This is a genomic window from Streptomyces sp. yr375 (assembly GCF_900110755.1).
Classification (GTDB): Bacteria; Actinomycetota; Actinomycetes; order Streptomycetales; family Streptomycetaceae; genus Streptomyces.
Genome location: NZ_FOFF01000013.1, coordinates 40529 through 53562 on the forward strand (window position 1 = coordinate 40529; position 13034 = coordinate 53562).

A 13034-nucleotide genomic window follows, 5' to 3' on the forward strand; every position below is an offset into this window, starting at 1 on the left:
CCGTGCGATGCGGCGTCCTCAGTTCTCGTCCGCCGCCAGCCGCAGCGAGATGCTGTTGATGCAGTACCGCTGGTCGGTCGGGGTCGCGTACCCCTCCCCGGCGAACACGTGCCCGAGGTGGGAGCCGCAGCGGGCGCAGCGCACCTCGGTGCGCAGCATCCCGTGGGTGCGGTCCTCGATCAGCTCCACCGCGTCGGTGTCCTTCGGGTCGAAGAAGGACGGCCAGCCGCAGTGCGACTCGAACTTGGTGGCGGAGGTGAACAGTTCGGCGCCGCAGGCGCGACAGGAGTAGACGCCCTTGGTCTTGGTGTCGGTGTACTCACCGCGGAACGCGGGCTCCGTCCCGGCCTGCCGCAGGACGGCGTACTCGGCCGGCGTCAGCTCCGCCCGCCACTGCTCGTCCGGCTTTTCGACGTCGTACGACATGAGCTCAGCCCCTCAACTGGAAAGACGGTCCAGAATGCGCGGGCCCAGGTCCGTCACGTCACCCGCGCCCATGGTGAGAACGAGATCACCGGCCTTCGCCATTCCCGCGATCGCGCCGGGCACCTCGTCCTTGTCGTGGACGGCGGTGACGTCCGCGTCCGCCGCGCGCGCCGCGTCGATGATCAGCGCACTGGTCACGCCCGGGATCGGGTCCTCGCGGGCGGGGTAGATGTCGAGGACGACGGAGGCGTCGGCGAGCGCCAGGGCCTGGCCCATCTCCTTGCCGAGCTCCTGCGTCCGGGAGAACAGGTGCGGCTGGAAGACGACGAGGATGCGAGCGTCGCCGGCCGCCGCGCGCATCGCCTCCAGGTCGGCCGTCATCTCGGTCGGGTGATGCGCGTAGGAGTCGATGACCTGGACGCCCGCCGCCTCGCCCTTGAGCTGGAGCCGACGCTTGACGCCCGTGTACGCGCCCAGCGCGGCGGCGAGGTCGGCGGCGGGGACCCCGAGGGCGACGCCCGCGGCGAGCGCGGCGACGGCGTTGTGCGCGTAGTGCCGGCCGGGCACGGAGACCGCGAAGGTGAGCTGCTGCCCGTCCAGCAGGACGGTGACCTCGCTCTTCAGCCCCTGCGGGACGACCGCGAGCACCCGCACATCGGCGTCCTCGGCCTCCCCGTACGTCACCACCCGCACGCCCTCGACGCGCCGCGTCAGCTCCCGCGCGCCCTCGTGGTCGGCGGTGATCACCAGCGTGCCGCCGGGGACGATCTTCCCGGCGAAGGTCTCGAAGGAGTCGTAGATCTCGTCCATCGAGGCGTAGTTGGCGTGGTGGTCGAGCTCCACGTTGAGGACGATCGCGACCTCGGGGGCGTACTTGTGGAAGCTGCGGTCCGATTCGTCGGCCTCGGCGACGAAGATCTCGCCGGTGCCGTGCAGCGCGTTGGAGCCGGGCGCGTCCAGGTCGCCGCCGATCGCGTACGAGGGGTGCAGCCCCAGCTCGGACAGCGACACCGCGAGCATGGACGTGGTGGTCGTCTTGCCGTGCGTGCCGGCCACGGCGATCGGACGCAGCCCGTCCATCAGGCGGGCGAGCGCGTCCGAGCGGTGGACCACCGGGATGCCCAGCTCGGCCGCGCGGGCCAGCTCCGGGTTGTCCGCGCGGATCGCCGACGACACGACGACACAGCTCGCGTCGTCGGCCAGGTGCGCGGCGGCGTGCCCGATGTGCACCGTCGCCCCGAGCGCCCGCAGCGCCGCCGCGGTCTCGGACTCCTTGGCGTCACTGCCGGCCACCTTCGCCCCACGCTGAGCCAGGATCTTCGCGATCCCCGACATCCCGGCCCCACCGATCCCGATGAAGTGCGGTCGGTCCATGGCGATAGGAAGGCCGGGTGCCATGCGTGTTCTCCCAGAGTGCGACGACAGCAAAACAGTGCACCCCACCTTATTCCGCAAGCCCCGCTTCAACCGACCGAGGCCCACGGGCACCTCTTCCGCAAGGCCAGACCAGCCAACTTAGGGGCGCGGGGAACTGCGCGACCAGCCACGACGCACCCGCAGCCGAAAACGCACCGCACCCCCCAACAACGGCGCCCCCGCCACCCCGCCGCCCTACGCCTTGCTGTGCGAGAACAACTTCAACACCGGCACCCCCACCTTGTGCCGCGCCCGCGAAGCCCAGTCCCGATGAAAGAACTCCTCCACGTAGTGGGGATCGGTCAGAACGATCACCTCGTCCGCCCCCACCTCCGCCACCAGCGCCTTCAACGCATCCAGCGGATGATCCTCGACCAACCGCCCCACCGCCTCATTCCCCGCCGCGCGCAACGCCGTCAAGGACACCGAAAGAGCCCGCTCACCGAACCCCTTCGCATCAACCCCTTCCGGCGTCTCCCGCTCCCGCGCCGCCTCGTCCAACTCGCCGAGGGCAACGTCGTCGATGGCCCGCAGCAACCGGTCCGCCTGATCGCCGCGCGGCTGGAGCAGCACCTGGAAGGAGACCGGCTCGTCCCCGTGCAAGGTGGTGACGAACTCCACGTCGGCGGACGTCAGGGCCTTCTCGATCATCAAAACGCTTGTGAACACCAGCGCCCCATTCTCCTTCGAGGACCCCCGTGGCCCTCTCTCCTCCGTGGGCCGTTCGTGGCCCTGCGGAAACCTGCGGAAACCATCCTTCCCCGTGTTCGCACGGGTACTTCGAGATTCAGTGTGCCCGTCGGAAGCTAAACGGAACGGGTGATTCCGCCGATTTCAGGACCATGGACCACGATCGAACTCGTTTCCGGCATCACGGCCGCCGGTACCTGGCGAACAGGAAACCCTCCTCCTCCAGGAGAGACGCCAGTGCGAACCGCTGCGGAACCGCGACCGACGGCCCGCCCGCGATCCGCTGCGCGTCACCGGCGGTGAGCATCGGGGAGACGGTCAGACACAGCTCGTCGAGCACGCCACCGGCGATGAACTGCCCCAGCAGCCGGGGCCCGCCCTCGGTCAGCAGCCGGGTGTACCCGAGCGCGGCGAGCGCCTGTACGGCCCGGGGCGGATCCACGCCCATGCCGTCACCGGCGACCACCACCCGCGCGCCCGCCTTCTCCGCCGCCGCGACCCGGCCGGGGTCCGCCGCCGCACCCGTCAGGAGCAGCGTGGGGACCAGCGGCGAGGTGAAGAGGGGAAGCGAGAAGTCCAGGTCGAGGCTGGCGGTGACGACCGCGACGGCGGGTGCGGGCCCCTGCCCGGCCGCCGCGCGCCGCCCCGCGAACTCGGCACGCGCGCGTGCCGGGCGGTACCCCTCCAGACGGACCGTTTCCGCGCCGACGACCACGACGTCCGCGAGCGCCCGCAGCGTGCCGAAGATCCGCATGTCGGCGGCGGTGGAGATGGGCTGCGAGCGGCCGTCGTGCTGGGCGGCGCCGTCGAGCGTGGACACCATGTTGCCCCGCAGCCAGACCCGCGACTCCCCGGTGCCGGCCTCCGGGTAGGCGTACGCATCGGCGAGTTCGTCGAGACTCCACTCACGGTCCGCCGCCGCGCCGGTGCGGGGCGTCACCGTCCCGTCTGTCTGGTTGGTCTGGACTGTCTGGTCGGTCACAGGGAACAGCCGTCGCATGCCAGGCAGTCTGGCATGCCCCGTAGCATGGGGAACCGTGTCGTCCTCCTCCCTCGCCCCCGGCATCGACCCGATAGCCGACGCGACCCCCGTCTCCCTCTGCACCCGCCAGCCGCACGTCCCCGCAGACCGGCTGGTCGCCGAGATGGTGCCGCCGCCACGCTTCGACTCGGTCCGTTTCAGCACGTACCTCCCGGACCCGAACCAGCCCAGCCAGCCGCAGGCGGTCGGCGTCCTGGAGGACTTCGCGGCCGGACTGGGCGGAGCGCACGCCGTGGGCACCGCCAAACGGGGGATTTTCGGCTTCGGCCGGGCGAAGGCGGCCAAGGTGCTCGCCGGACCGCGCGGCGTCTACCTCGACGGCGGCTACGGCGTCGGCAAGACGCACCTCCTGGCGTCCCTGTGGCACGCCACCCCGGCCGAGCCCGCGCTCAAGGCGTTCGGCACCTTCGTCGAGCTGACCAACCTGGTCGGCGCCCTCGGCTTCCAGCAGACGGTGCGCACCCTCTCCGGGCACCGGCTGCTGTGCATCGACGAGTTCGAGCTGGACGACCCGGGCGACACCGTGCTCGTCTCGACACTGCTCGGCAAGCTGGTCGACGCGGGCGTCGCGCTCGCCGCCACCTCCAACACCCTGCCCGGCAAGCTCGGCGAGGGCCGCTTCGCGTCCGTCGACTTCCTGCGCGAGATCCAAGGCCTGTCGGCGCACTTCCGCGCGCTGCGCATCGACGGCGAGGACTACCGCCACCGCGGTCTGCCCGCCGCGCCGACGCCGTACTCCGACGAACAGGTGACGAAGACGGCGTACGCCACCGGCGGCGCGTCGCTCGACGACTTCCCGCATCTCCTCGACCACCTCGCCAAGGTCCACCCGAGCCGGTACGGCGCGCTCACGGATGGCCTGAAGGCGGTCTGCCTCACCGATGTGCAGCCGGTTCCCGACCAGTCGACGGCCCTGCGGCTCGTCGTCCTGGCCGACCGGCTCTACGACCGCGAGGTCCCGGTGCTGGCCTCCGGACTCCCCTTCGACCGGCTGTTCAGCGAGGAGATGCTGAACGGCGGCTACCGCAAGAAGTACTTCCGCGCGATCTCCCGACTCACCGCGCTGGCCCGCGACGCGGGGCGACTCGTCGAGCACCATTAACCGGTCCGGACCATCCGGGTCAAGGGTCGGTTCACGCCAACTTCCGCCGCTTTTGAGGCGCACTTCTACTGGAAACGTCAAGTTAACGCTGCAAACAACTTTGCCGGGCTAACGTGTTTCTTGACCAGCAGTTGACCAACCGTTGGTCTGGACTAGAAGCGTGAACTACCTGGAGGGAGGCGTATGTTCCGAGGTGCGACGGCCCGGACCCTGATTTCGATCCTCGCCGCCGTCCTGCTCACCCTCCCCTTCTTCGCTCCGACGTCACCCTTCGCACAAGCGCACACAACGCGTCAGGCTGAGGCCAAAGCTCAGCCCGGAATCAAACTCTCCGGGAAGGCGAAGCGCGACGAGCTCGTCGCGTTGCGCGACTGCGACCACTCCGACGACCCGACCGGCCCGCTGCGTACCCGCGAAGGGCACCGGGCCGCCACCACCGCCCCCGTCGCCACGGCGCCCCAGGAACCCGAGCGTGCGCTGCTGGCCGAGGATCCCGCCGCCGCGCACCAGCCGGCCCGGCCGGGCGACTCGCATCACCGGTTGTCGAGATCCTCGACAGCCCACTCTCCGGCGGCACTTCAGGTCTTCCGCTGCTGAGAGAGCAGAGCAGAACAGCAATTCCCCCACCTGTCCTGTGTCCTGCACATCCGACGCGCCCCCACCGCGCGCCAGGAGGAGTCACCACGTCATGCAGCCCCTCATCGACAACGCCCGTATGTTCGGACAGCGCCCTGAGGAGTTCGCCAAGCTGGCCGAAGGCCAGTCCCCGCAAGTCCTCTTCATCACCTGCTCCGACTCGCGGGTCGTTCCCGCCCTGATCACCGGCGCCCGTCCCGGCGAGCTCTTCGAGCTGCGCACCGCGGGCAACATCGTGCCCCCGTACGGCTCCGACCGCCCCACCGGCGAGGCCGCCACCATCGAGTACGCGGTGGAGGTCCTCGGCGTCAGCGACGTCGTCGTCTGCGGCCACTCGCACTGCGGTGCCGTCGGCGCGTTGGTGCGCGGCGACGACCTCGACGCCGTCCCCGCCGTCCGCGACTGGCTCGCGCACGCGGCGGACGAGCCGGAGGCCAACGACCCGAGCGACCCCGACGACCCGACGGTCATGCGGGCGGTGCAGAACCACGTGCTCGCCCAACTGCTACGCCTGCGCTCCTACCCGTGCGTGGAGAAGCGGCTGGCCGACGGCCGGCTGCGGGTGCGCGGCTGGTACTACGAGGTGCACACCGGTGCCGTACGCGAACACAGCGTCGACACCGACGGCTTCGAGGCTCTGTGAGCGCCGCGATGACCAACCGCAGCCCTCGCCTCATATCCAAGTTCCCCTACCTGAAGCAGGACTTCGCCGCTTCACTCGTCGTCTTCCTGGTCGCGCTCCCGCTGTGCGTGGGCGTGGCCGTGGCCTCCGGCGTGCCGGCCGAGCTCGGGCTCGTCACCGGCATCGTCGGCGGCATCGTCACCGGATTCATGCGGGGCAGCAGCCTCCAGGTGTCCGGTCCCGCGGCCGGTCTGACCGTGCTGGTCTTCGAGGCGGTGCAGGAGTTCGGCCTGCCCGTCCTCGGAGTGATCGTCCTCGCCACCGGCGCCCTGCAACTCGCCATGGGCGCCCTGAAACTGGGCCGCTACTTCCGGGCCATCTCGGTCTCGGTCGTCGAAGGCATGCTCGCCGGAATCGGCCTGGTGCTGATCGCCGGTCAGTTGTACTCGGTGGTGGGCACCAAGGCCCCGTCGTCCGGCCTCGGCAAGATCGCCGGACTGCCGGCGGCGCTCGTGGACGCGGCCGGCAGCGCCGCCGCGCTGGCCTCGCTCGCCCTCGGCGCCGGCACCATCGCGGTGCTGGTGCTGTGGAAGCGGCTGCCGGCGAAGGTGCGTACGGTGCCAGGACCGCTCGCCGCGGTCGGCCTGGCCACGCTCGCCGCCCTGCTGCTCAACCTGCCCGTGGCCACCGTCGAGGTGCAGGGCCTGCTCGGCTCCATCCAGCCGCCGTCGCTGTCCGCCTTCGGCGATCTGGCCAGCGTCGGCCTGCTCGGCACGATCGTCGCGTTCACCCTGATCGCGTCGGCCGAGTCCCTGTTCAGCGCGGCGGCCGTGGACCGGCTGCACGACGGCCCGCGCACCGAGTACGACAAGGAACTGATGGCGCAGGGCGCGGGCAACGCGATCTGCGGCATGCTCGGCGCACTGCCGATGACCGCGGTGATCGTACGCAGCGCGGCCAATGTGCAGGCGGGCGCGCGGACAAAGGCGTCCCGCGTGCTGCACGGCCTGTGGCTGCTGCTGTTCGCGGCCCTGCTGCCCGACGTGCTGGCCTACATACCCATCCCGGCGCTGGCCGGCATCCTCGTGCACGCGGGCGCCAAGCTCGTGCCCGTGCGGGCGATCACGGGGCTGTGGCGCGAGCACCGCGGCGAGGCGCTGATACTCGTCGTCACGGCCGTGTCGATCGTCGCGGTCAGTATGTTCGAGGGCGTCCTCATCGGTCTCGCGCTGGCCGTCGCCAAGACGGCGTGGGAGGCCTCGCACATCAAGCTGGAGGTCGTCGACAAGGGCGCCGGGCCCGTTCAGGCGTACCTGTCGGGCAACGCGACCTTCCTGCGGCTGCCGAAGATGCTCGACAACCTGGAGGCCCTCCCGCAGGACCGCCCCGTCGAGCTCGACCTCTCCGGCCTGCACCACCTCGACCACGCCTGCCGTTCGGCCCTGGAGAACTGGGCCGAACGCCACAGCGCGGTCGGCACGGAGCCGGTCAAGGTCACCGAACCGGTCAAGGTCACCGAAGCGGCCACGGCCGTCTAGCCCACCACCCGCCCGCCGTCCGGTCCGGGGCCCGGGGCATGGCCCCGGACCGGACGGCGGGCATATCGTTGCAGTGCCAGACAAAACGGCCCTTACGGACCTCTTGCTGAGGAGGTCGTCATGCTCCAGGAGCTGCTGGGCGTGGCCGCGGCGGTCGCCGCCGGCGGTCTCGTGTACCTCGGGGCGGCCGCGCGGGTCGTCAAGCAGTACGAGCGCGGGGTCGTCCTGCGGCTCGGCCGGCTGCGCGGCGAGGTCCGCCCGCCGGGGTTCACGCTGGTCGTCCCGGCCGTGGACCGGCTGCGCAAGGTCAACATGCAGATCGTGACGATGCCGATCCCCGCCCAGGAGGGCATCAGCCGCGACAACGTGACCGTACGGGTCGACGCGGTCGTGTACTTCCGGGTGGTGGACGCGGCGGCCGCGCTCATCAACGTCGAGGACTACCGTTTCGCGGTCTCCCAGATGGCCCAGACCTCACTGCGTTCGATCATCGGCAAGAGCGAGCTGGACGACCTGCTGTCGAACCGCGAGAAGCTCAACGAGGGTCTGGAGCTGATGATCGACAGTCCCGCCATCGGCTGGGGCGTGCAGATCGACCGCGTCGAGATCAAGGACGTGTCGCTGCCGGACGCCATGAAGCGCTCGATGGCCCGCCAGGCCGAGGCCGACCGTGAGCGGCGGGCCCGGATCATCAACGCGGACGCCGAACTCCAGGCGTCCAAGAAGCTCGCCGAGGCGGCCAAGGAGATGTCCGAGCAGCCCGCCGCGCTCCAACTACGGCTGCTCCAGACGGTCGTGGCGGTCGCCGCCGAGAAGAACTCCACGCTGGTCCTGCCCTTCCCGGTGGAACTCCTCCGCTTCCTGGAAAAGGCCCAGCAACAGCCGCCCCCTCCACACCACGGATGACGGACACCACGGAGCCCTGTTGGTCAGGTCTGGTCTGGTCTGAGTCTGGTCTGGTCTGAGTCTGGTCTGGTCTGAGTCTGGTCTGAGTCTGGGTCCGGTCTGGTCCGGCGTGGACCGGGCGGGTGACTGACGCTCGGGCGCGCCCGCCCGTGGACCGAACCGGTCACTCATTACTCATATCTTCATACCGTGATCGTTCCCGTACGCCGCCTCGCCGCCGTCGCCACCGTCTGCGCCCTCGGCGCGACCCTCACCGCCTGCGGCACCTCCCAGACCCCACAGCAGCCACACCGCCCACAGCCACACACGGCGGAGCCAACCCCCGCCCACACCTCCACCCCGACCCCCACCCCCGCCGCCGCTCCGTCCCGGCCCCCCACCCTGGCCCCGGGCCCGGCCGGTCTCACCCCCGTCTTCGAGCACGCGCCGCGCACCGCCGACAAGACCGTCGCCCTCACCTTCGACGCCGACATGACCGCCGACCAGGGGTCCCGGGCGGCGTCCGGCGAGCACTTCGACAACCCGGGGCTGATCGCGGCACTGCGGGCGCTGAGGGTGCCGGCCACCGTGTTCATGACCGGGCGGTGGGCCGAGGAGTACCCGGACCAGGCCCGCTCGATCGGCCACGACCCGCAGTTCGAGATCGCCAACCACTCCTACAGCCACTACGCCTTCACCGACGACTGCTACGGCCTGCCGACCGTCCCCGAGTCCGGCATGCGGGCGGACGTGGAGCGCGCCTACACCGCCTTCCGCAAGGCGGGCGTGCCGAACGCGATGCCCTACTTCCGTTTCCCCGGCGGCTGCTACGACAAGCGGGCGCTGCGCGCGGTGAGCGGCACGGGCGTCACCGCCGTGCAGTGGGACGTGGTGAGCGGCGACGCCTTCGCGACGGACGCGGACGCGGTGGCCCAGCAGGTGCTGGACGGGGTGAAGCCGGGATCGGTCGTCGTCATGCACTGCACGCGCAGCGCCGCCCCGACGACCGAGCGGGCGGTGCGCGCGATCGTCCCCGAGTTGCGCCGCCAGGGGTACCGGTTCGTGAAGGTGTCCGAGCTGATCGGTGCGACGCGGACGCCGCACTGAGCCTCGTAGGCTGAAGGCATGAGCGATGACGACGGCGACCAGGGCGGCGGGCCGCCCTACGCGGAGTGTGTGCTGTGCCGCAAGCCGACCGAGTACCCGGAGTCACACAAGGGGATCACACTGTGCCCGGTCTGCGAGTGGCAGGAGGCCCAGCGCACCGCCTGCTCAGGGTGATCGGCGGGAGGTCAGTGCGCAGGCCGTGACCGTCGCGGCGGCCAGGAGTGCCGCGACGGCCAGGGGCAGGATCGGCAGGTGGACGGTCGCCGAGCGCGAGCCCTCGGCCAGACCGCGGCCGTGAGCAGCAGCGCGTCCTCTCGTGCGGCGGCGTCCAGTAGCCTGCGCCTTGTGAGTGAGAGTCCCTTTCAGACCGAGCCGAACCCCCGTGACCAGGCTCCCCAGTTCGTGTTGCCGCTTGTCGTGCGGGTGGAGAAGGCCGCGCCTCCCGCGCGTACCGACGCTCTCGAGACCGCCGCTCGTGCCGTGCTCGTGCTGCTCGGCGACGAGCGGTCCGTCGGGGACGGCGAGTGGGCGCAGGTCATGCGGGACTGGCAGGACGCGCGGATCCGCAAGGTCGTCCGGCGGGCCCGGGGAGCCGAGTGGCGGCGGGCCGGGGAGCTGCCGGGGATCACTCTCACCGGGAAGTCGGCGGAGGTGCGGGTGTTCCCGCCGGTGCCGTTGGACGGCTGGCCGAAGGAGCTGGCGAAGCTCCAGGTGTCCGGCACCGACCTCGACGACCCCGAGCCGCCGACGGAGGCCGAGGCCGGGACGGTCGTCCTGTGGATGAGCCCGGACGTGGACATGTCGGCGGGCAAGGCGATGGCGCAGGCCGGACACGGCGCGCAGCTCGCCTGGTGGGAGCTGTCGGACGAGGAGCGGACCACCTGGCGCGAGGCCGGTTTCCCGCTCGCCGTGCGGACCGCGACGCCCGAGCGGTGGCGTGAACTGACGGCGAGCGGGCTGCCGTTGGTGCGGGACGCGGGGTTCACGGAGATCGCGCCGGGCAGTTGCACGGTGGTCGCCGAGCATCCGGCCCTGCGCGCCCGCTGATCCTCCGTCGTTCCTCGCCGCTGATCTCCGTTGACCGTCTGAACCTCAAATGTTGCTCTGAAGGCGGGCGGCGGGCGGTTCGGCCGGCGTCGGTGCGGTCATACAACCGTCACCACGGAGGACCACTGAAGCGCGCGAAGGAGGCGGGGCCATGATGCGACTGGGCACGGGGATCGGCTGGCGGCCGGAGATCGCGGACGCCGTCGAGCGGATGCCGGGCATCGACTGGGTCGAGGCCGTCGCCGAGAACGTGTGTCCGGGGCATCTGCCCGACTCCCTGCTGCGGCTGCGCGAACGCGGGGTCACCGTGATCCCGCACGGCGTCTCGCTCGGGCTCGGCGACGCGGAGCGGCCCGACGCGGGGCGGCTCGCGGCCCTCGCCGAGCGGGCCGAGGCGCTGGGGTCGCCGCTGGTCACCGAGCACATCGCGTTCGTCCGCGCGGGCGGCCCCCTGACGGCGTCGCCGCGCCTGGAGGCCGGGCATCTGCTGCCGGTGCCGCGCACCCGTGACGCCCTCGACGTGCTGTGCGAGAACGTGCGCATCGCGCAGCAGGCGCTGCCCGTACCGCTCGCCGTCGAGAACATCGCCGCGCTCGTCGCGTGGCCGGGCGAGGAGATGACCGAGGGACAGTTCCTGTACGAACTGGCCGACCGCACGGGCGTACGGCTGCTCATCGACGTCGCCAACCTGCACACCAACCACGTCAACCGGGGCGAGGACCCCGCGAAGGCGCTCGCCGAACTGCCCCTGGAGGCCATCGCCTACGTCCATGTGGCGGGCGGCTTCGAGCGGGACGGCGTCTGGCACGACAGCCACGCCCACCCGGTGCCCCGGCCGGTCCTCGACATCCTGACCGACCTCGCGTCCCGGGTATCTCCGCCCGGAGTGCTGCTGGAGCGCGACGAGAACTTCCCCGAACCGGTCGAGCTGGAGCGGGAGTTGGGCACGATCCGGGAGGCCGTCGAGCTGGGCGCGGCCAGCGGTGCCGGTGCTGGTGCCGCTGCGCAAGTCCGGTCGAACGTACGGGAATTCGGCCCCGTGGAGGCCGAACTCGCGCCGCCCGCACGGGAGTCGGATCCGGGCACCCCGGACGAAGCCGCCCGGCAGCGCCTCGGCCTCGCCCAGACGGCCCTGTTGTCGGCGCTGGTGGCCGGGACGCCGGTGCCGGAGGGCTTCGACCGGGTGCGGCTCGGTGTCCAGTCCCGGGCGCTGGCGGCGAAGCGGGCGGACGTGGTGGCGAAGGTGGCCCCGGAGCTGCCGCTCATCCTCGGCGGCGGTTACCGGGCCGCGTTCGTCGCGTACGCCCAGGGGCATCCGATGCGCGGCGGCTACCGGCAGGACGCCCTCGACTTCGCCGAGGAACTGCTGCTGGGCGGACGGCTGACGGAGGGCCGGTCCCGTCGCGAACTGCGCCGCTGGTGGCTGGACCGCTCGGGCCCCGCACCCCGACCGAAGTCACGGCTGGGCCAAGTGGGGCGAGTGGGAAGGTCGTTGATCGGACGGTGACGGCGACTCCCGTTTCGCCCGTCATATCTGTTACGTCCGTGACGCACGCCTTCACCCCCGTACGGCAGTTGGCCGGGGCATCGCAGTAATATGCCAGGACTAGGACTAGTGACCAGGGCCAGAACTCGACCGAAGCGCACTACCGAATCGCAGCAGCGTGCAGTGCCGAGAGCAGGAGGCACATCATGCGCCCGCGACCCCCGATCAAGGGCAGAGGCATCTTCAGTGGTACCGGACTGATCATCACGGGCCTGGCGGCGACCCTCGCGGCGCTGGTCTTCCCGGTCTGGTCGTACTCCGACCGGTCGGGCACGGGAGTGGACGTCCTGAACGCGCAGAGCGTGTCGACGCAGTACGGGCCGCTGTCCGCGCTGGACCGGGAGTTCGTCACCAAGGTCCGGCTGGCCGGGCTGTGGGAGCTGCCCGCGGGCCGGCAGGCGCAGACGAAGGGCACGACCGAGGCCGTACGGACGGCGGGCGAGCACCTCGTCGAGGGGCACACGTTCCTCGACGAGCGGGTGCGCGCCGTCGCCTTCCGACTGGGCCTCGCGCTGCCGAACGAGCCCAACGACCAGCAGCGGGGCTGGCTGCGCGAGCTGGACGCGGCGCAGGGCGAGGAGTACGACTTCAAGTTCGCCAACATCCTGCGCGTCGCGCACGGGCGGGTGTTCTCCCTCGTCGCCCAGGTGCGGGCCGGCACCCGCAACTCGCTGGTGCGCGAGCTCGCCGACGACGCCAACACCACCGTGCTGGACCACATCAAGATCCTGGAGGCCACCGGGTACGTCAACTACGACGCCCTGGCCCGGGACCTGGCGGCGACCAGTACACCGCCGCTCACCTTCCCTCCCACCCCACCGGCCCTGTCCGCCCCGCCGACCCTGCCGGCCTCGCCGGTGGACCCCGGCTATCCGCTGCCGCCGGCCACGGCCAGCCCGCCACCGCCGTCGCTGTCACCGTCGCCGTCGCCCGGGTCCTGAAACGGAACGTCACATACCCACAACACTCCTCTACGG

The 13034-nt window shown here is 71.3% G+C and carries 14 protein-coding genes; 10 read left to right on the forward strand and 4 right to left on the reverse strand.

The genetic code is table 11. From position 1 onward, the window contains the following. Positions 1-18: 18 nt before the first annotated feature. The 4 genes from msrB to BMZ82_RS15890 all read right to left on the reverse strand — a co-directional run bounded on the left by msrB (position 19) and on the right by BMZ82_RS15890 (position 3532). A complete protein-coding gene (gene msrB / locus BMZ82_RS15875; RefSeq protein WP_093776121.1) occupies positions 19-426 on the reverse strand; it encodes a peptide-methionine (R)-S-oxide reductase MsrB in 408 nt (135 codons plus the stop codon). Between the two features lie 12 nt (positions 427-438). Next, on the reverse strand, positions 439-1824 hold the full coding sequence (murC, locus tag BMZ82_RS15880; protein WP_093776123.1) for a UDP-N-acetylmuramate--L-alanine ligase: 1386 nt from the start codon (positions 1822-1824) through the stop codon (positions 439-441). Positions 1825-2037: 213 nt separating this feature from the next. Next, positions 2038-2511 (reverse strand): indole-3-glycerol phosphate synthase, encoded by a 474-nt coding sequence (locus BMZ82_RS15885; protein ID WP_177244512.1) that lies wholly within the window; start codon positions 2509-2511, stop codon positions 2038-2040. Between the two features lie 202 nt (positions 2512-2713). After that, complete coding sequence (locus BMZ82_RS15890; protein WP_093776125.1) at positions 2714-3532, reverse strand: pyrimidine reductase family protein; 819 nt, start codon at positions 3530-3532, stop codon at positions 2714-2716. Between the two features lie 37 nt (positions 3533-3569). Here BMZ82_RS15890 and zapE point away from each other — a divergent pair, with 37 nt between their 5' ends. From zapE to BMZ82_RS15940, 10 genes are all read left to right on the forward strand, one after another. Then, complete coding sequence (gene zapE / locus BMZ82_RS15895; RefSeq protein ID WP_093776127.1) at positions 3570-4676, forward strand: cell division protein ZapE; 1107 nt, start codon at positions 3570-3572, stop codon at positions 4674-4676. A gap of 183 nt (positions 4677-4859) precedes the next feature. After that, a complete protein-coding gene (locus BMZ82_RS15900; RefSeq protein ID WP_093776129.1) occupies positions 4860-5273 on the forward strand; it encodes a hypothetical protein in 414 nt (137 codons plus the stop codon). Positions 5274-5364: 91 nt separating this feature from the next. Next, the gene (locus BMZ82_RS15905) at positions 5365-5955 is read left to right on the forward strand and encodes a carbonic anhydrase (RefSeq protein ID WP_093776131.1); all 591 of its coding nucleotides are present in this window, start codon (positions 5365-5367) and stop codon (positions 5953-5955) included. Between the two features lie 8 nt (positions 5956-5963). Further along, positions 5964-7472, forward strand: coding sequence for a SulP family inorganic anion transporter (locus tag BMZ82_RS15910; protein ID WP_093776293.1), 1509 nt, complete (start codon positions 5964-5966; stop codon positions 7470-7472). Between the two features lie 120 nt (positions 7473-7592). Next, positions 7593-8378, forward strand: a complete 786-nt coding sequence (locus BMZ82_RS15915; RefSeq protein ID WP_093776133.1) for a slipin family protein — start codon at positions 7593-7595, stop codon at positions 8376-8378. 189 nt (positions 8379-8567) lie between these two features. Then, positions 8568-9464, forward strand: a complete 897-nt coding sequence (locus tag BMZ82_RS15920; RefSeq protein WP_093776135.1) for a polysaccharide deacetylase family protein — start codon at positions 8568-8570, stop codon at positions 9462-9464. Between the two features lie 18 nt (positions 9465-9482). Continuing rightward, complete coding sequence (locus BMZ82_RS40695; protein ID WP_177244513.1) at positions 9483-9638, forward strand: hypothetical protein; 156 nt, start codon at positions 9483-9485, stop codon at positions 9636-9638. A 162-nt stretch (positions 9639-9800) separates the two neighbouring features. Beyond that, a complete protein-coding gene (locus BMZ82_RS15930) occupies positions 9801-10511 on the forward strand; it encodes a peptidyl-tRNA hydrolase (RefSeq protein WP_093776295.1) in 711 nt (236 codons plus the stop codon). A gap of 151 nt (positions 10512-10662) precedes the next feature. Then, positions 10663-12018 carry an MbnB/TglH/ChrH family RiPP precursor modification enzyme gene (locus BMZ82_RS15935; RefSeq protein ID WP_177244514.1) on the forward strand — a complete coding sequence of 452 codons (1356 nt, stop codon included), beginning with the start codon at positions 10663-10665 and terminating at the stop codon, positions 12016-12018. A 185-nt stretch (positions 12019-12203) separates the two neighbouring features. Then, a complete protein-coding gene (locus BMZ82_RS15940; RefSeq protein WP_093776137.1) occupies positions 12204-12998 on the forward strand; it encodes a DUF4142 domain-containing protein in 795 nt (264 codons plus the stop codon). Positions 12999-13034 lie beyond the last annotated feature (36 nt).

What these genes read in the sequence shown, in the direction of transcription:
- msrB (WP_093776121.1), bottom strand. Translation starts at nt 426, where the DNA reads ATGTCGTACGACGTCGAAAAGCCGGACGAGCAGTGGCGGGCGGAGCTG.
- murC (WP_093776123.1), bottom strand. Translation starts at nt 1,824, where the DNA reads ATGGCACCCGGCCTTCCTATCGCCATGGACCGACCGCACTTCATCGGG.
- BMZ82_RS15890 (WP_093776125.1), bottom strand. Translation starts at nt 3,532, where the DNA reads ATGCGACGGCTGTTCCCTGTGACCGACCAGACAGTCCAGACCAACCAG.
- BMZ82_RS15900 (WP_093776129.1), top strand. Translation starts at nt 4,860, where the DNA reads ATGTTCCGAGGTGCGACGGCCCGGACCCTGATTTCGATCCTCGCCGCC.
- BMZ82_RS15905 (WP_093776131.1), top strand. Translation starts at nt 5,365, where the DNA reads ATGCAGCCCCTCATCGACAACGCCCGTATGTTCGGACAGCGCCCTGAG.
- BMZ82_RS15910 (WP_093776293.1), top strand. Translation starts at nt 5,964, where the DNA reads ATGACCAACCGCAGCCCTCGCCTCATATCCAAGTTCCCCTACCTGAAG.
- BMZ82_RS15915 (WP_093776133.1), top strand. Translation starts at nt 7,593, where the DNA reads ATGCTCCAGGAGCTGCTGGGCGTGGCCGCGGCGGTCGCCGCCGGCGGT.
- BMZ82_RS40695 (WP_177244513.1), top strand. Translation starts at nt 9,483, where the DNA reads ATGAGCGATGACGACGGCGACCAGGGCGGCGGGCCGCCCTACGCGGAG.
- BMZ82_RS15935 (WP_177244514.1), top strand. Translation starts at nt 10,663, where the DNA reads ATGATGCGACTGGGCACGGGGATCGGCTGGCGGCCGGAGATCGCGGAC.
- BMZ82_RS15940 (WP_093776137.1), top strand. Translation starts at nt 12,204, where the DNA reads ATGCGCCCGCGACCCCCGATCAAGGGCAGAGGCATCTTCAGTGGTACC.